General features: G+C 41.4%; 16 protein-coding genes. 15 read left to right on the top strand and 1 reads right to left on the bottom strand.

Translation table 11 applies throughout. From position 1 onward, the window contains the following. Positions 1-34: 34 nt before the first annotated feature. From ACBP55_RS19970 to ACBP55_RS19945, 6 genes are all read left to right on the top strand, one after another. Positions 35-859: a polysaccharide deacetylase family protein gene (locus ACBP55_RS19970; protein ID WP_464644404.1), complete on the top strand. Its 825-nt coding sequence runs from the start codon at positions 35-37 to the stop codon at positions 857-859. A 244-nt stretch (positions 860-1,103) separates the two neighbouring features. Beyond that, positions 1,104-2,879, top strand: coding sequence for a hypothetical protein (locus ACBP55_RS19965; RefSeq protein WP_464644403.1), 1,776 nt, complete (start codon positions 1,104-1,106; stop codon positions 2,877-2,879). Between the two features lie 116 nt (positions 2,880-2,995). Next, complete coding sequence (locus ACBP55_RS19960; RefSeq protein ID WP_464644401.1) at positions 2,996-3,766, top strand: hypothetical protein; 771 nt, start codon at positions 2,996-2,998, stop codon at positions 3,764-3,766. A 2-nt stretch (positions 3,767-3,768) separates the two neighbouring features. Continuing rightward, positions 3,769-4,545, top strand: coding sequence for a Cof-type HAD-IIB family hydrolase (locus tag ACBP55_RS19955; protein WP_464644399.1), 777 nt, complete (start codon positions 3,769-3,771; stop codon positions 4,543-4,545). Between the two features lie 166 nt (positions 4,546-4,711). Next, positions 4,712-5,644, top strand: coding sequence for a D-2-hydroxyacid dehydrogenase (locus tag ACBP55_RS19950; protein ID WP_464644397.1), 933 nt, complete (start codon positions 4,712-4,714; stop codon positions 5,642-5,644). Continuing rightward, entirely contained in the window at positions 5,640-5,873 is a 234-nt protein-coding gene (locus ACBP55_RS19945; RefSeq protein ID WP_464653361.1) for an SRPBCC domain-containing protein, read from the top strand. The genes ACBP55_RS19950 and ACBP55_RS19945 overlap by 5 nt, the downstream gene beginning before the upstream one ends. A 184-nt stretch (positions 5,874-6,057) precedes the next feature. On the opposite strand, the gene ACBP55_RS19940 is transcribed toward ACBP55_RS19945, so the two are convergent. Further along, a complete protein-coding gene (locus tag ACBP55_RS19940; protein ID WP_464644395.1) occupies positions 6,058-6,924 on the bottom strand; it encodes an alpha/beta fold hydrolase in 867 nt (288 codons plus the stop codon). Between the two features lie 504 nt (positions 6,925-7,428). Between ACBP55_RS19940 and ACBP55_RS19935 the strand changes: the two genes are divergently transcribed. The 9 genes from ACBP55_RS19935 (at position 7,429) to ACBP55_RS19895 (ending at position 17,913) form a co-directional block, all read left to right on the top strand. Further along, complete coding sequence (locus ACBP55_RS19935) at positions 7,429-9,846, top strand: sensor histidine kinase (protein WP_464644394.1); 2,418 nt, start codon at positions 7,429-7,431, stop codon at positions 9,844-9,846. Next, the gene (locus ACBP55_RS19930; RefSeq protein WP_464644393.1) at positions 9,827-10,474 is read left to right on the top strand and encodes a response regulator; all 648 of its coding nucleotides are present in this window, start codon (positions 9,827-9,829) and stop codon (positions 10,472-10,474) included. Before ACBP55_RS19935 ends, ACBP55_RS19930 begins: the two co-directional genes overlap by 20 nt. A gap of 260 nt (positions 10,475-10,734) precedes the next feature. After that, a complete protein-coding gene (locus ACBP55_RS19925) occupies positions 10,735-12,093 on the top strand; it encodes a DJ-1/PfpI family protein (RefSeq protein WP_464644392.1) in 1,359 nt (452 codons plus the stop codon). 147 nt (positions 12,094-12,240) lie between these two features. Continuing rightward, positions 12,241-12,495: a hypothetical protein gene (locus ACBP55_RS19920; RefSeq protein WP_464644391.1), complete on the top strand. Its 255-nt coding sequence runs from the start codon at positions 12,241-12,243 to the stop codon at positions 12,493-12,495. A gap of 138 nt (positions 12,496-12,633) precedes the next feature. Then, a complete protein-coding gene (locus ACBP55_RS19915; RefSeq protein ID WP_464644389.1) occupies positions 12,634-12,777 on the top strand; it encodes a hypothetical protein in 144 nt (47 codons plus the stop codon). Between the two features lie 136 nt (positions 12,778-12,913). After that, positions 12,914-14,008 carry a GntR family transcriptional regulator gene (locus ACBP55_RS19910; RefSeq protein WP_464644388.1) on the top strand — a complete coding sequence of 365 codons (1,095 nt, stop codon included), beginning with the start codon at positions 12,914-12,916 and terminating at the stop codon, positions 14,006-14,008. A 288-nt stretch (positions 14,009-14,296) separates the two neighbouring features. Beyond that, positions 14,297-15,208 carry an ABC transporter permease gene (locus ACBP55_RS19905; RefSeq protein ID WP_464644387.1) on the top strand — a complete coding sequence of 304 codons (912 nt, stop codon included), beginning with the start codon at positions 14,297-14,299 and terminating at the stop codon, positions 15,206-15,208. A 12-nt stretch (positions 15,209-15,220) separates the two neighbouring features. Beyond that, positions 15,221-16,111, top strand: a complete 891-nt coding sequence (locus ACBP55_RS19900; RefSeq protein WP_464644385.1) for a carbohydrate ABC transporter permease — start codon at positions 15,221-15,223, stop codon at positions 16,109-16,111. Between the two features lie 122 nt (positions 16,112-16,233). Next, on the top strand, positions 16,234-17,913 hold the full coding sequence (locus ACBP55_RS19895; protein WP_464644384.1) for an extracellular solute-binding protein: 1,680 nt from the start codon (positions 16,234-16,236) through the stop codon (positions 17,911-17,913). Positions 17,914-17,994 lie beyond the last annotated feature (81 nt).

Genomic DNA, 17,994 nt, shown 5'->3' with positions numbered 1-17,994 from the left:
GAATATGAAATTTTCTCGGTGCTCAATAATTACTATGCTTACTATTCTTTTGTTAACGGGGTGTGAGCAAACTGCTACTCCAGTCGTTCCTAGTGCCATTGCTTCATTAAGTCCCTCGGCTTCGCCCGATCCCACTGTTGCACCTAAACCTGTATCTAATACTGGCGTGCTCCCTACGAACAATACATCTGCTTCTACCCCGATTAAGGAGCCGGTTGGATTTGAGATAGGTTCCCCAAAGGAAGAACCCGTGGTATCAGTTGAGAAGAAGCAGACGAAGAAATCAGACTTAAAGCCCATTTATTCGGTTGGAAAAGGTCAAGTAGCCATAACCATTGATGACGGTCCGACGAAATATACGGAGGAACTACTCAAAGTTCTAAAGGAACAAAACATACACGTCACTTTTTTCTTCATCGGACAAAATGCGGCTGCTTTTCCGCAGTCTGTGACCGAGGCTGTGTATGAGGGTCATGAAGTAGGTTATCATTCGGACACGCATCCTCACATGTCTCAAATGACCTATGACGCACAGGAAAATGAGTTTAATAGCGGTCTAAATAAACTTATAAAGTTCGATAAGCACCCGGTCACATTATTTCGTCCGCCCTACGGTGCCTATAACAACGATACCAAGCTCGTAACGGAAGAACACCACATGCAAATGGTGCTGTGGAATGAAGATCCCAAAGATTGGGCAACAACGGACCCTTCCAAAATCGTTAAAAGTGTGTTAGCCCAAGTTCAATCTGGCAGCATTATCGTTATGCATGATCATCCTTCTACCATAGCGGCTTTGCCGGATATTATTAAAGGCATAAGAAAGAAGGGGTTTACATTAGTAACGGTGCCTCATTGATAGGGAATCTGGGGCTTTGTTTGATTAGACACTTGCATTTTTATGTAAGTGTCTTTTTTGCATTTCTCCCCGTAAATTGGGGATTTTTCGTTTTAAAGCAATTGAAACTCTTTCTGCATTCGGATCCTCAGTAGCATTCAATCGCCCTTCTAATCATACAATTCCATTGCAACTTTCCGTCAGTTCCATACGTCTGATTTATATGGAAAATATTCCTAAAAACCGATAGGGATTGGTGAATACGATGGTCAGAATTTTAGGCAGTGGCTTCCTTTTATCCGTCATGCTGTTGTTGAACGCGTGCGAAGATAATGCCCAGCGTCCTTCCATAACATCAAGAGCAAGCTCCCCAGAAGTATCGGCGTTGATAACTACTACTCCCGTTGCCTCTGTTGAAACTTCGATCCGCAGCAAACTTCAAAGCCTTACTTTCGGTGAACAGAACAGCTCTGGAGAACATATTTTCAAATCTTGGAAAGCAACGGATGTGCCAAATGAACCTTTTCAAGTTGTGTATCATCTAGAAGATGTCAGTATGAACGCGACTTTCGCCGAGTTGAGCCAAGCGGAACGAAAGCGGTTAACTGATCATATTCGTATTGATGGCAATGTGGAATGGAAGATCGACGAAAGTCCCAATTCCACGAATAATGTGAGGATTCAATTTCATAACGCGAGTACCTCATTTGTTCTGCACTTAGGTGATCTGCCCACTATGACATTCATTCGAAAGGAACCTGTGAGCTTTACATTCGGCTCGAGTTCAGGTCGTGATGTCCCGTATCTTTTATTATGGGCTCAGGAATATGCGCCTCGATTGCTCATCCCAGAGGGAGAAAGCTCGGTGGAGTTAGTCTTTTCGGAAGAGATGCATAAGGATCTCCCCACGACAATGGAGGGTGTACCTTTAGCGGCTAAATGGGTGGACACCAAACATCTGTTGGTCCAGCTGGACGCTATGCGCGCAGGAGATCATGGAACGAAAGAACTGTATATGCGAATGGATAACTTGGTAGACTTGAACGGTAATCGCTTAGGAGCGGGGAGCGGGAGTCTGTTGGTTCAGCAAGTGCCGAAATATGCGTGGTACTACGTCTATTCAGGCGAGTTGGTTGGAGGTGGCCCAAGAGATCAGTTCTACGATCAAGTGGTTCTATCTGAGAATAAACAAAGCTACATCGGGATTGTTCGTCTTGGCGGATCCATGGGGGATGGAGACGGAACAAGCTACGCTTTTATTTTGGAGCAAAAAGGGAAGGGACCTGTTGTCATCGAGGATGTTTTTTATTCCACGATAGAGCCCGAGCAACAGCCCATCCAATGGATGGATGCGAAAACCCTCATTTATTCGTCCTACTATGGCGTTTACGCCTATGATATTGAGAAACGTGAGAAGCGTATTCTCCATAATGCTCGTCCAAGCGAGGAGGATAACGTCAATTATGCTTCGTATGATACGACTAGAGAGCTGCTTCACATTTTGGCCTACGAAAATCGGCATGAAACGAGTCAATTGGAACGAATCTCGTACAAGTCAGGGGAAGCATCACCCCAAAGAACGAAAGCTTTCACTTCAACCACTTTGGTAGCAAAATACTCCGATTTGGATATGTCCATTATCCCAACGGTAAAAGGAACGTATTGGACACGTTTACAAGACGGAGTTCCATACACGGATTTTGTGAGTGATTCTGGGGAAAAGATGACCACAGCAGGCATCACTCGTCTTGTTGCAGAGCAGGGAGCCTATCTGCAACTGTATCTAAAAGGTGACAATCAACTACAATTCTCCCAATGGAAAATATGGCAGCCAAGCCAGCCGCCCAAAGTGATTGCTAACCCGCCAGAGGACAGCTATACCTATGCTAGTGGTACGGATTTATTTTCAAGGCAAGACGATAAGTATTTTAAATATGATCTTTCACGTAATAAGTGGGTGTTATGGCAGGCACCAAATGGAGAGAAGGATGCTGAGCCTGTTCGGGGGAAAGATGGATTGTACCGCGCCAGAATGAAATAGCCAATTGTAAGACAATGAACTAGGGGGGTCATCACTGTTTAAACGGGTGCATTCTATAATGCTAGGCGTCATCGTCATGGGCGGATCAATATGCGTAATAGGAGGCATATAAATCAATGTTCAGTAAAAGAAACTATGTGCCGCTGGTAATGTTGGTTTTCATTCTTGCACTTACAGCCTGCGGGGGCAGAGACAAACTTACTAATATCTCATCTCAGACTGTGGCACCGCAATCCTTGCCTATGGTACCTCATTCGTCCAATTTAAACTCGTCGTCAATAGTTACGGAAGAAAACACAGTCAAAGAAGATGACTCAATAAGGGCAATTGGAACGCATCCAGATGGCCGTCTACTCGTTAGACCTGTAAGCAACGCAAAAGTAGCCACTTTGGGAGCGCCTAGTTGTTACGGACTGGAGACTGATCTCCGTTGGTCAGGAGAATACGAAGTGGTATGGGAGTCTACCTCTAATGGGATTTCGAGCAAAGTGATGACATTTCCGATAGAATTTGAAATAGTTCAGCAAGACGATGCGATAGTAAAGATGAAAGAGTTTACCCTTGGAGAAGAGGAAATATTCGCGTATGTTCCGCGTTATTCAGACTGTCATGCTCTCGAGACTTACTTTTTCGGAGTTAGAGTAGGTGAAGGCACGGCTTTCCCGATATCGATTGAGATGAAACCGGAACAGATCTTGACGTATATAAGCCAGCTACCGCACCGTCCTTTTCAAGTGAGCAACGGGGAACTTATTCTGACTGGTGGTTATGGGGCGGGACAGGACTTTATTAATGTGTATCATTTCCATTATGATTCTAAGAAACGGTCAATGATTCTAAAAAGTACGGATCGAGTAAAGCCGACCGAAATCATTAAAGGGTTCTAACAGTGTACGAGATCGTGTTTTTTGATGTTGACGGGACCATATTAAGTGAAGTGGATAGAAGAGTACCTGAAAGCACAAAATTGGCTATAACAAGGCTTCATGAGAAAGGTATTAAAGTCGTTGTTGCAACGGGGAGACCACATAATTTGTGCGAAGAACTAATTGCACTCGGCATTGATACTTTAATATCAGCAAATGGAGCACTAATTAAAGCAAAAAATAATGTTATTTATAAGACAGTGCTTTCTGCAAAAACTGTTCATGGACTATCAAGTTTTGCCGAGTTAAATGGACACTGTCTGTCCTATTTTACAGATTCGATTTCAATGAATGGAATAGGAGTAGAAGAAAAACGTGTTAGAAGTGCACTGTTAGAGACCCTAGGTCTTAGCCGTTATCCCAAGAAATTAGATGCACTCTCAGAAGAGATTTACTGTATGTGTTTGTACGCTGATGAGAATGAAGCTCAAAAATTTATTGATAACTTCCCGCAACTACGGTTTGTACGATTCCATAATTATGTAATAAACGTTCTTGAAAAACAATTGGTCTCTAAATCGGAAGCAATCAAAAAAGTACTTGATTATTACAACATTGACGCTAGCAATTCTATCGCTTTCGGTGACGGGGGGAATGATTTAGATATGTTAGAATTAGTTGGACTCGGTATTGCCATGGGCAATGGTGAAGAACGTCTTAAACAAAAGGCAGATTTCGTTACCAAAAAAGCAAGTGATGATGGCATATACTATGCTCTAACTAAATTTGGTGTTATCTGATTCTGAACAAAGTATATATTGTGTAAGTTCGTTACTTAGACAAGTCAAGGTGGGACAAGTATGAGTAATAAAATACAAAAACAACTTACAAAAGAAATGAAAAAATTCTCAAGGCAAGAGTCGCGAAGATAGAATAGATTTTATAGTTTTTGAGGGGGCGTGGCTAATGGATATCAAAAAAGTTATAGTGACAGGACGGATGTACAAAGATCTAGAGCAGATAGCCTTGCTGGATAATAAGAGGGAGTATATGTTTATTCCAGAGGCGGAGGTAAGCCCGAGTCACTTCGACTGGGCTGATGGTTATGTGGCATTTAAACCGACGGAGTCGTTTCATTTCGCTAGGTTGCGGTGGGTTCATGCGCTTGGAGCTGGCGTTGATTCATTTTTATATAATCGTGAATGGAAAAAGGATGTTTTATTAACACGTACGATCGGCAGTTTTGGGCGGAAAATAGGGGAATATTGTTTAAGTTATATTCTTGCCGATGTACAGCGTCATGATAAATTCCAGCAGTATCAGACACAAAGACAATGGCTGCCTTCACAGCAGAAGCTTCTGCAGCAACTGACCATCGTCATTTTTGGTACAGGAACAATCGGAAAGGAAGTAGCGAGGATGCTTAGAACATTCGGGGTAACCGTATATGGAATATCTCGCAGCGGCGCATCGAACAGTCATTTTAATAGGGTAATTCCGATTACCGAAGTGCACTCGTTGTTAGCACAGGCCGACTGGGTCATTAACACGCTTCCCTTAACACCAATCACCGAAAAATTATTCGGAATGCATTTGTTTTCCTACATGCACGGTGCAGGCTTTATAAATGTGGGCCGGGGAGCTTCGGTGGATGAAAATGCACTGCTCGGGGCGATTGAACGAGGGCAGGTGCGCAGAGCTGTTCTTGACGTGTTTAGAGAGGAACCTCTGCCTGCACAATCACCGATGTGGGCTCATCCGAACGTGGTCATTACCCCGCATATTTCTGCGGTTACCGGGTTGGATGAAGCGATGGACAGCTTACTCGCCGTGCTTGGAGAAATTGATAGCGGACAAGAACGAATTAGCCATTCGGTGGACGTAAGTCGAGGATATTAGATCAGATACTTCGGAGGGTCGGAATGGACATTCAACGCAAGGCAAGACCTCGGAGCATACTGACGTCGTCAAAGGGAGATTCTTGGAGTTCGCACCAAACGAGCGAATTTTGCAGTTAGTAGAATTCGAGTCCGAGGACCCCGTTTTCGCGGGAGAGATGATCATGACATGGACCTTAGCAGCCGTTCCGGAAGGCACCACGGTTACCATCGTTTGTGATAACGTATAGTTTCAATCTACGAAGGCACTAGGTTTGGCTAAGTCGGATACATCATTACGCTCTAACGAATTACAATAACACTAGTGAAGGCAGCCGACATCAAGTGACTGCCTTTTCCCCCTAACTGGAAGGATACTTCCAAACACCTGCTTCAACAGATAAGAAGAAACAGCAAGCAGTAACACATCTTTCATTAAGTGGAGAGGAACTGCTTCACGAGAACCGCCGTTTCGTAAGGATTCTCTTCTGGGAAGAAGTGGCCACCTTTTATCGCCTGCCCTTGCACCTTCGGAGCCCATTGCCGCCATATGCCGAGCGGACCGCCGTCTTTTGCATAGTAAGTGTCAAGCCAACCGCCCTCCGCCCACAGGTGCAGCATCGGACATTCAATTTTTTTCGACGCTTCTTTGTCCACGCGGTCGTGTTCGACATCGATCGTCGCTGCAGCTCGATATTCCTCACAGATACCATGCACACGGGCCGGATTATAATAGGTTGAAACGTACTCTTGCAAGACTTCGCGGCCGAAGGAACCTTCGCCGAAGGGGTTATGGAAGACGGCCTCGGGAGCACCGAGCAGATAACTCTCCGGCAGCGGTTGTTTCTGCGACAGTAAACTCCAGGGCCAGTAGGTTTGAGCGAAGCGCGCATCTGCCCGTTTCCACGCTTCGAAAATCGGAATGACGTCAAACACGGCCAGACGCTCCACATTCTTCGGATGATCCAAGGCCATACGGTAACTGACTCGTCCCCCGCGGTCGTGACCGATCAATATGAAGGTCGGAAAGCCAAGTTTGCTCATCACCTCAACCAATTCCTTCGCCATCGCGCGCTTTGAATAAGGAAAGTGATCGTGGCTGGAGGCGGGTATCCCGCTGCGGCCATAGGCGCGCAAGTCTACGCAAATTACAGTATGATTTTCCGCAAGCTTCGGCGCGAGGAATCGCCACATCAGGCTTGTGCGCGGGAAGCCGTGCACCAATAGAATTGCCGGTCCTTGTCCATAACGGCGCACGAAAATTGTGTTTCCCGAGACCTCGACATGAAAACAATTAAACATCCTTTCACCCTCCATTTCACTTTGTTATACCATTGAATATATTTGGTTAACTTCGCCAATTTGCATGTCCCAACAACAATAATTGATTTTGGAGGCTAAAAGGATACAGAGGTATTTTCTCTCTTAACACTTGAACTGAAGGTAATTTTAGATCAAGTTAGCAAACGAAAAACTAAAACCGTAGACCTTCGTGCTCTTGATGGAACAAACCTAATTGTCGTTTGTATCAAATTTTTATCCCTGCAGAAACATCCCCTAGTTTCTCACGAAGAATTGGAATAGCCATAAGAAATAGAAAACAAGCCTCAATGGCTGTGAGATGCTTTCTTGATTCTATTGAAAAAAACAAAGAAAGGTATATTCAACTTGTCAAATAAAATTTGACAAGAAATTGCGGGGGAATGCTATTTTTTTGCGCGCTTAGACTTGTATAATTAAGTATAATAATCATAAATGAATTCCTGTTGTCTCAGACATCCTTACTACAAGGAGAAATCAAATTAAATGGATCATTTTCAAGATGTTATTAAAGGCGCCAAGCAGCTTCTCAAAAATATGCCGGATCCGATATATATCGTCAATCTAGATGACGAAATCATATGGGTGAATGATGCATTTCATTTTTTATTTGGAAATAGGAACTCTAAGTTCGCTGGATTTATGGAAAAGAAGGTACCCATCAACAACGCCAATGATGAAACAATTGCATTTAACGTGCAGTTGAAAGAAAATACTTCCGTTCAGTCCGTTGAGAAGTATAGAATCATAGCGGAAAATACGTTGGATACCATTGTTTTATTGGATAGCGATGCCATTGTACAGTATGTCTCTCCGTCAATAAAGTCGCTAGTTGGGTACGACGTTGAAGAGTACGAAAGAATGGATGCGTTCCATATCATTCATCCGGATGATCAGGATCGTGTGCGTGTATTGCATTCTGAAGTTTTCCGTTCGAGACAGCCGGTGAATATAGAGTATCGTCTTATACATTCACAGGGTCATACGGTTCACATTGAGGCCCGGGTAAAGCCCATGTTGGACGACAAAGGTCAAGTAAAATATGCTGTCGCAGTTGCCAGAGACATGACTGAACGGAAACAGAAGGAGCAATTGCTGGAAAATATTTTGGATAATGTTAACGCGGGCGTCATGTCGACCGACAAGGATTTTTCCCGCATGACGTTTTGTTCTGACAGCATTGGGAAGATGTTTGGCTTTTCCATACAAGAAATTACGGCAAGCCCCATTCTTCTGCATACACATATGCACCCGGAAGATGATGCCGCTCTCATGCATGAAGTGAAACATCAGCTTGATTTGGGGATACCCGTTGTGAAAACTTTTCGATTACTCCATGGCGAAGAAACGAAATGGATCAAAATGACGATTCATCCATATTTGGACTATACTGGTGCAATCGAGCGGTTTGACGGCATTTTGATGGATGTTACAGAGAAGAAACTTTCCGAGTTAGCCCTCGAAGAAAGCGAGCAGAGGTATAAGTCTTTGTTTGAAAACAATCTGGATGGGGTCTTTTCGATTGATTTGAACGGATTTTATTTTGTAAACGCCAATCGATCCTTCGAAAGAATAACCGGCACTCAGTTTGACAAACTGAACGATCGTTGCTTTATGGGATTAATTATGGACGAAGATCACGCCTCGGTGTATGAAGCTCTATTCCATGTCATCCAACAACAAGAGTCTAGGGATATCGAATGCCGGATCAGCAAGTCGGTGTATGGTGAGAAAATTGTAAGCATTACATTTGTCCCTATTTTTCTTTCCGATCAATTAAATGGTGTCCATGGAATAGTTAAGGACATTACGCAGCGTAAACGAGAAGAAAGAGAATTGATCCAGAGCGAAGAAAGGTACAAAGTCCTCCAACAGAGCATAAATCGCTTTTCTAATGACCTCGCAAATGTGATGAAAGTCTCGGTGCTCGAGAGCAGGCTTATAGATGAGGTGAAATCGGTATTGAATATCGACGAAGTATCTATTGAAGAAGTGCCTCGGGGACAGGAACAGTCCATAATGAGCATGGGTAGCATCTGGATCAAGATCGGCGAAAAGCAGCAGCCGGTTTATCTGCGGATCTGTATGGACAAATCAATGCTTAAGATTGAAGAAGAATGGCTTGAAACAGCCGTTCATTACGTAACCATTCTGTATGATAACCTTCACTTGATTGAAGATTTGATGAGACGGCTTGAGGAAATGGTTGCGAAAAATGAAACGCCAAAATGGATGTTACGATTGCTGTTTAATTTATCTGAAAAGGAAAGATCCTCACTATCCAGCGATTTGCATGATTCGGTGCTGCAAGATTTGATTATCTGGTATCGTAAGCTTGAATCGCTGCGTTCCACTGCCGCTTTCGCCGAGGCAACACAGTTTGAGCTCAAGCAGATTGAGGAAGGGCTTCTGGATGCCATTCATCAGATCCGCATCACTTGCAATGAGCTTCGACCTCCATTTCTTCTTAAAATGGGATTAGTCGAATCGCTAAAAAGTCTCTTCTCTTATACACGTATGTTTTCAAATTATGAGATCGAATTCTCCGCAGAACAAATGGGATATGCGTTAACGGAGGAACAAATTCTCGGCATTTACCGGATTGTTCAGGAATTGCTAAACAATGCAACCAAGCACTCCCGAGCAAATAAGGTAACGATGGCATTGACGACTGAGGACGGACAGATTGATTTTTCCTATTTGGACGATGGTATCGGGATGGATGTATCTGCGCTCGAAGGATCCTTCCAAAGCATGGGCATTGCAGGCATCGAAAAAAGGGTTCTCAGTTTAGAAGGGGATGTGGAATTGAAATCTGCGCCGGGGCAAGGGTTTCATGTCAGAATTTCACTTCCGATTACTATAAAAGTCAAAGGTGAACGATATGGAAATCTTATTGGTTGACGATCATAGATCAGTCGTCGAGGGAACCAAGATGTTGATCGAATCCGAGCCGGATATGAAAGTTACGATCGAGACAGATGTTTATTATGTGCCTGATGTGGTGCGATTAAAGAAATTTGACGTGATGCTTTTTGATTTATACATGCCGAATACAAACGGCGCAGATTTGACACGCAAAGTACTGGAATACGTCCCGGATGCCGTGATTCTCATTTATTCGGGTTTTGATATCGCCCCTCATTTCAACTTGCTTATGGAGTCAGGAGTTTCCGGATTCATTGCCAAGACCTCCACACGCGAACAACTCATCCAGGCAATACGATGTGCAGCAAGGAAAGAAGCCATTGTTCCGATGCAACTGCTAAAGCAGTTAAGACGTCAGGAGATTGTGGTGGCCAGTGACACGGAAAATGAGAAGACAACGATAACACCTGAAGAAGAAAAACTGTTACGGGAATTGGCAAAAGGTAAAAGCAACAAGGAAATTTCAAAAACATTGATGATTAGCCAGCGGTCGCTCGAATATAGTCTGACCGAATTATTTCAAAAACTACATGTCAGTTCGAGGGTCGAAGTAATCAAAAAAGCAAAGAGTTTGGGGATATTACCAACAGAAGATTTATTTTAATCCATGAGATGGGCGGGTAAATACCGGCCTTTTTTGTTTGCAATAAGTGAGAGACAAATTGCGCGGACTCCGCAAAAATTTGCGGGAATGGCGTTCTTTGTTTGCGCGTTCTAACGAACGGTTCTCCTTTATGATGATTTCATGCCAACCAGGTAATGAGGAAGGAGGAAGTCACACATAAATATGGAGTTCACAGAGATTAATTATAGTTTTACTTGGGGAAGCAAACATAAAAAATTTTGGTCAGAGGAGAATCAAAGATGAAGAAGTTCATATTACGTGTCGTTGTCTATGTAATGACGTTCGTTTTACTTTTCGGAGGGATCGGTGCGTTTGGGTATATTCGATCAAATCAGGAATACTGGTTTCCCACTCGGCAAACACCAATGCCTGCATTACAAGGCGTGAGCGTGCCTGAACATAATCCAAAAAAACCTACAGTAGCTGTCATTTTATCCAATCCGACGACAGAAGTGTTTGATTTTATGGTTCCGTATGAAATGTTTGCGATGACTGAGTCATATAACGTATATGCAGTTGCCCCGGACAAAAGCATGAAAACACTCTCTGGCGGTCTGGATCTGATGCCCCACTATTCTTTTGATGAACTGGATCGATTATTAGGAAAAAGTCCCGACCTTATTGTGATCCCGGCCATGCCTATGGTTGACGAAGCAAAGTATAAACCTGTCCGGGAATGGATACAAAAACATTCTGATACGAAGTTGTTAAGCATTTGCGCTGGTGCGTTGAATCTGGCCGATACAGGTTTATTAAAAGGGAAAGAAGCAACTACCGACTGGAAAAGTTTTGATTTTCATGAAGTCGATAAATATCCTGAAACAAAATGGAGAAGGGATTTGCGTTATGTCGCAGACGGGAACATCGTCGCTTCAGCAGCTCTCACTTCAGGAGTCGATGCAGTCCTCTATGTGATCTCACAGCAATTAGGCGAGCCTGTGGCGGAGAAAATAGCGAAAGAGATGAATTACCCTTCTTATTATTTCGTCAAAAATCCGAAGGTAGACCCCTATTATATTGATCGAACCGAGATGATTTTTTCGCTTAACAAAGCATTCCAATGGAACAAAAAAAGCGCAGGGGTATTGTTGTATAACAGGATGGATGACGGAGCACTTACGACGATTTTTGATACTTACGCAGCTTCTGGAACAACAAAGGTGCATACCATCTCAGACGTTAAGCAGCCAATCGTTACGAAGTATCACCTTAACCTAGTCACCCGATTTCAAATGTCGAATGCGCCGAAGCTAGATCGAATGTTCGTGCCTGGAGTGGAGGCGAAGTTTTTAGCTGCGGCAGATGTCAAACAGTGGAACGAAAAGGGACGTAACGTGGTACCTGAGTTCATTCACAGCGGCTCCTTTGACAGATTTATCTTTGATGCTCCACTTGAAGATTTAGCCAAGCAAGAGGACGTCCTGACTGCTAAATATGGTGCCAAGCGATTGGATTACCGTGAGACCAATCTAAAATTCGAAGGCAACCCTTTTTCCTATGAAGCTTTCGGTATACCAGTTTTGATTAGTTTAGCTGCATTGCTTACTGCTTTCTATATTGATAGACGATTCATTCGAAAAGTGAAGACAGGGCGTTAATCTTTAACACATTCATAAGTCGAAATCTTCGCTTGTTCACTTCCATGAAAATAGATGGTTTGTTAGGCACTTTATATTTACAAAAGATTGTTGTTTTTGTTTGTCAAAGTAATCTTCACCGAGATCTACATGTGTAGGCGCGTACTGATGTTTCATCACATTCAAGACGGTCCGGAAGGCGAGGAGGGCTATGAGGGACTTACTCGTTCAACGGAGTTCACCTATGCGAACGAGAAAGAAGCTCAGCACCCGTCGTCACCTATCGATCCGCTTCGCTTCCCCCGGTTGAATTTACCTACAAAGAAGCAAGCATTCAGAAGGAACTTCGAGAGCTTCGCGGTGACAGCTTGGAGCATATGCCCATCGGCATTGACGGCTCAGTCTACCAGTGGGTTGACCTGAACGGCGAAGGTATGCCCGGATTGTTATTTGAACAAGCGGGGGAATCGTACTATAAGCGAAATCTTAGTCCAGCTAACATAGTGAACGGACAGATTATTATCGGACCGATTAAAGGGACAACGATCACGGCGGGTATTTATGTCACGTCATCGAGCAATTTTCGGTCAACTGGGACCAGATGTTCTCGATGATGTCCCTGGCTTCGCAGCCGATTATCGTGATGTACCTTGCGATGCAGAGACAATTCGTGGAGGCATAACTTCCAGCTCTTTGAAAGGATAACGATAAAGATGTATTTCTTACTTAATCTTCATCAGACTTTTACGGTATGTTAGTTTGTATCAATAATATTGACACAGATAATGTAAAAGTTTAAAGTTAACTTAAGTATAATTACACCAGTTAGAGAGGTATATCAGTGTTAAAGTACATCAGTATTAAGGAAGATCTTAAAAGTAGGCTAATGAATGCTCAGTGGAATCAAGGAGATAGACTGCCTTCAAGCAGAGAGCTTTCTCAATATTATGATTCCAGTGTTAATACAGTGGAGAAAGCTTTTAAAGAGCTAGTGGAGGAAGGTTGGCTAATCCGAGATGGCCGAAGAGGAACCTTCATGAATAAAGGGGAGGTTCCTCTTCATGACCGTTCTCGTCTGGTGACTGCTTTTGTTTTTAGCATTGAAAATCCTTTATGGGCATCCGCTTTAAGAGGAGTTGAAGATGTATTATATTCACAGAAGTATCATCTAATAAGTTCTAGCAATGATCGAAATTTAGAAAAGTTAGAACTTCTGGTAAGCGCAGCGGTGGAGAAAAAAGTAGAAGGAGTCATATTAAGTCCAGTTTTTAACCAAGGATATGAAGAAGTTAACAATAGAATATTCTCCTTACTTGAAAATAATGGAATTAAAATTGTTTGCTTGGCTCGAACGATATACAACACTGATATTCCATATGTGACCAGCGATAATATTTCTGGAGCTTACAAACTAACTAAGCTTTTAATAAATCAAGGACATCAACGTATATTATTTATCAGAAATAGCAATTTTGGTTCTGTAAGTGAGCGACTTTTTGGATTTAAACAGGCTTTTTTTGATTCAAATATAGAATATTTTGAGGAATTTGATGTGTTCGTTCCAACTAGCTTTGAAGATTTTCACGACGAATTCGATGCGTATTGTCAGGCTCTTGAGCAAAAAATAAAACAAATTAATTTTACTGCAGTATTTACCGCGAATGATCAGATTGCGGAAGCTGCAGTTTGTGTTTTAGAAAAGATGGAATATAATATTCCTGGTGATGTATCGTTGGTAACCTATGATGCTTTGAATTTAAATCAAAAAATTAAATTAAATGTAACAGGAATCGTTCAACCCTTTTATGAAATGGGGCAGGCTGCTGCCAAACTATTGATTAACTTGATCAATAGAAATGAGGATCCCAATTGTATTGGCCAAGTGTGCAAATCAAAGATATATCTTGGGGAGACTGTTAGATCAATTTCAACCTAAATTAGTTTTTAAATGAATATATGGTTTCGATCAAAGAAGCCCGCCTTGTTGAAAATGGATTTTAAATTTTCGACGGGGTGGGTTTTTATTTTTTATAAAATGAACACAATTACCGTTATTGTATCAATAAAAGTGATTTATGTATTAAATTATCAACAAACTATTGACACAAAATAATGGTGATTGTATTATTATTTTGTGAAATACTTCAATTTAAATGAAGGCGCTTCCGATTGTGGATGCTAAAAAAAGTGTAATTCCATGTTTTCAGAGGGGGATCATGACAAGATGTTTAGTTCACACAAGTTTTTAAACAAGTTCTGGGCGCAACGATACCTTTTATTAATGGTATTACCTGGTTTTCTAGTTGTATTAATTTTTAGCTATTTTCCAATGTACGGGATACAGATTGCGTTCAAAAAATATAGCGCTGCGCATGGAATATGGGGAAGTGAATGGGTAGGTTTTAAGTACTTTATTCAATTTTTTGGAGATCCGATGGCGCTGAGAGTTATTAAGAACACATTGTTGTTAAGTATCTATTCCTTGCTCTGGGGGTTTCCGGCTCCAATAATTCTTGCATTGTTATTTAATGAAATAAAACATTCTGTTTTAAAAAAAGTAGTACAGACCATCTCCTATTTGCCGCATTTTATATCTACTGTGATCATAGTGGGTATACTTAGAACGTTTACAGAGCGAGAGGGGTTATTTAACAAAATCGCTTCACTGTTTGGCGTTGACCCCATTGTGTTTCTATCAGAACCTAGTTGGTTTAGAACCATGTTTGTTAGTACAAATATTTGGCAGGGTATCGGTTTCGGTACAATTTTATACTTGGCAGCATTAAGCAGTGTTGATCCTACCTTGTACGACGCTGCAAGTATCGATGGAGCAAGCCGTTGGAAGAAAGTGCTGCATATCAACTGGCCACATATTAAATCGACAACAATTATTATGCTTATATTATCCGTCAGCGGAATTTTAGGCGCAGATTTTCAGAAGGTTCTATTGCTATATAATCCAGATACATACGAGGTTGCTGATGTTATAGGCACTTATCTATACCGAGAGGGTATTATTGGAGCAAGATTTGAGTACACAACGGCAATTGGACTCTTTCAGTCGGTCATTGCTTTTATATTACTTATTGCAGCTAACAAGTTTAGTCGTAAAGTATCGGAGACGAGTTTATATTAAGGGGTGTCGAGGATGGCAGGTAAAGAGAGTCTTGGTTCGAAGTTATTTGACCTATTTAATATTCTTATCATGTTGCTTTTATGTGTGACCATGTTATACCCATTCTTAAACGTGATAGCAGTTTCTTTAAGTAATAGTGAACATATTCTAAGAGGCGATATTACTATTTTTCCAAAAGGATTTAACGTCAGTGGCTACAGTTATATTTTAAAAGATCCATTTATGTATTCTGGATATTTTCATTCCATCATTTATGCGGCTGGAACCACTTTATTTATGTTGACATTCACTTCGCTCATGGCGTATCCGCTTACAATTACAGACTTTATGGCTAGAAAATTTCTTGCAGTATTTCTGGTGGTTACGATGTTCTTTAGCGGAGGTTTGATTCCTACTTATTTATTGGCGAGGAGCCTTCACTTGCTTGATACGTATTGGGTCATGGTGATCCCTGGTTGTGTATCTGCGTTTAACGTCTTTCTGTTTAGATCATTTTACCAATCTATACCCTATGATTTGCGAGAATCCGCTGTAATTGACGGTGCCAATGATGTGCAAATTTTATCAAAGATTTACTTGCCGCTTTCGAAACCTCTTTTGGCAACTTTTTCACTGTTTGGCATTGTCGGTAGCTGGAACAGTTGGTTTGAAGCGCTGATCTATCTTCAAGATGAGAGCAAATATCCTTTGCAGCTAATACTTAGAAAATATTTGTATACGATTTCCTTCGATTCAGGAAGTGGAACAGAAATCATGCAAGCCATGCTAGCGCAAATGAAGATGGATCCGAAAAATATACAAATGGCGATTGTAGTCCTTGCGATGTTTCCAATCATGTTAATATATCCATTTCTTCAAAAATATTTTGTGAAAGGTGTAATGATCGGGGCTATTAAAGGTTAGTTTTCTGAGGGTAACTAAAGGGGCTGAAAGGAGGAGATGCCTATAATATGAACTTTTGAAATCAATGAGTGATCTACATACTTTGATGAAGTGCAAAATGAATTACTCCTGGAGGGGTGTAAATGAAAAAGCGTGTAAGATTAACTTCACTAATTCTCGCAGTTATTATTATGGTAAGTTTGTTTGCAGGGTGCAGCTCTAACTCCAAAACAGAAAGTTCGGCAAACAGTGAAAAACCATCACAATCAAATAAACCAGCAGACTCCACAAAATCAGGTGAAACACTAAGCTTCTCAGTTACTTTACCTTCATTTGGCGCGAAAATTGAAGACTCCATGGTTCATAAGGAATGGGTTAAACAAATGGAGTCGATAATGGGGAAAAAGCTTGACATTAAATATAATTATATTCCAATCAGTGAATACAAAGAAAAGTCTAATCTTTTGCTTGCGAGTGGTGACACAACGGATTTATTTATGATTATGAGCCAAGACCTTTATAAGAAGTATGAGACTCAGGGCCTCTTTCTGGAGTTAAGCTCCTATAAAGATCTCCTTCCTAACTACATGAGCTTAGTTGACAAGGCGCCGGATGGACAAATCAAGGCGATCAGGTCGGATGGTAAAATTTATGGATTATGGAATATGAATCTTCCTAGACAGGCGAAAGATAAAGGAATGGGTGTGTACACACCTGCGACATACCGCTATGATATTTTACAAAAGAATGCTATCGAAATTCCAAAAACTTTTGATGAGCTTTATGGCGCTGCCAAAAAGTTGAAGGAAGTATATCCTAATTCATTCCCTATAAATTCTTCAGGTTCCTTTGATGCACTTTTTAATGCTAATCATAATGGTGGAGCAAAGATTTACTGGAACGGTCAGAAATATGTATTTGGACCAACAGAAGAGTCATATAAGGAAGCTTTAGAGTTTGCAAATAGACTATACTCCGAGAACTTGCTGGACCCTGAGGTATTTTCGGATAAAAGCGATGCGATTAAGAAGAAAATGTTGAGTGGAACGAATTATATTTTATTACAAAACTGGTTTAATGCTGCTGCTGAATGGAACCGTTCAGCAACTGGAGGGGAAAAGTTTGCCATATCCCTATTTCCGAACAATCCAAAGTATGGAACAGCATGGCAAAGTATTTATGATTTTAGCACCGTCGGTGTTGACCTGAATGCGATAATGGTAATAAATTCTAAGTCGAAAAATGGAAAAGAGCTCGCGAAGTTATTAGATTTGCAATACAAACCTGATATCATTAAATTGACAACTTGGGGGATTGAAGGAACTACTTATACAATGGGTGCTGATGGATTGCCTAACTTTGTTGATTCAATTAAAAATGCTGCAAATACTTGGGCTGAAGGCGATAAATATGGCATGAGATCCAGCGCCTCATATCGTCCAGGTTTACAAGCAGCAATTGATACAAGAGCATTCGTTAATTTTGCTCCCAAAGACGCTTCTATTGTAGATGGTAAGCTCATCGAGACACCTTGGGAAACTGCTTTTAAGGATTTACCATTTCCAAATGACTTTACACCTCCTTGGATTAAAGAACCTTATCTTGAATTTACAGATGCTGAAAAAGAACTGATTAATTCGAATCTATCACCAATTAATACTTATGTAGCTGAAATGCAAAATAAATTTATCAACGGAAAAGAAAAAATTGAGAACTGGATAGCATTCCAAGAAAAAATTAAAAAGACAGGCAATCTTGATAAAGTTCTGCAAATCTATAATGATGCGCTGAAGAGATATCAAGACAGAGCGGCAAAGAAATAGAAATGAAATGCCCGTTATATTCCTCTTTGAGAATGTAACGGGCATTATTAAAAAATGTCTTTAAGAAGGTGGAGAAATGAT

It is taken from the genome of Paenibacillus sp. WG02, from assembly GCF_055396115.1.
The sequence above is the reverse complement of the archived record's forward strand: the minus strand, read 5'-3'. Positions and strand labels throughout refer to the sequence as shown.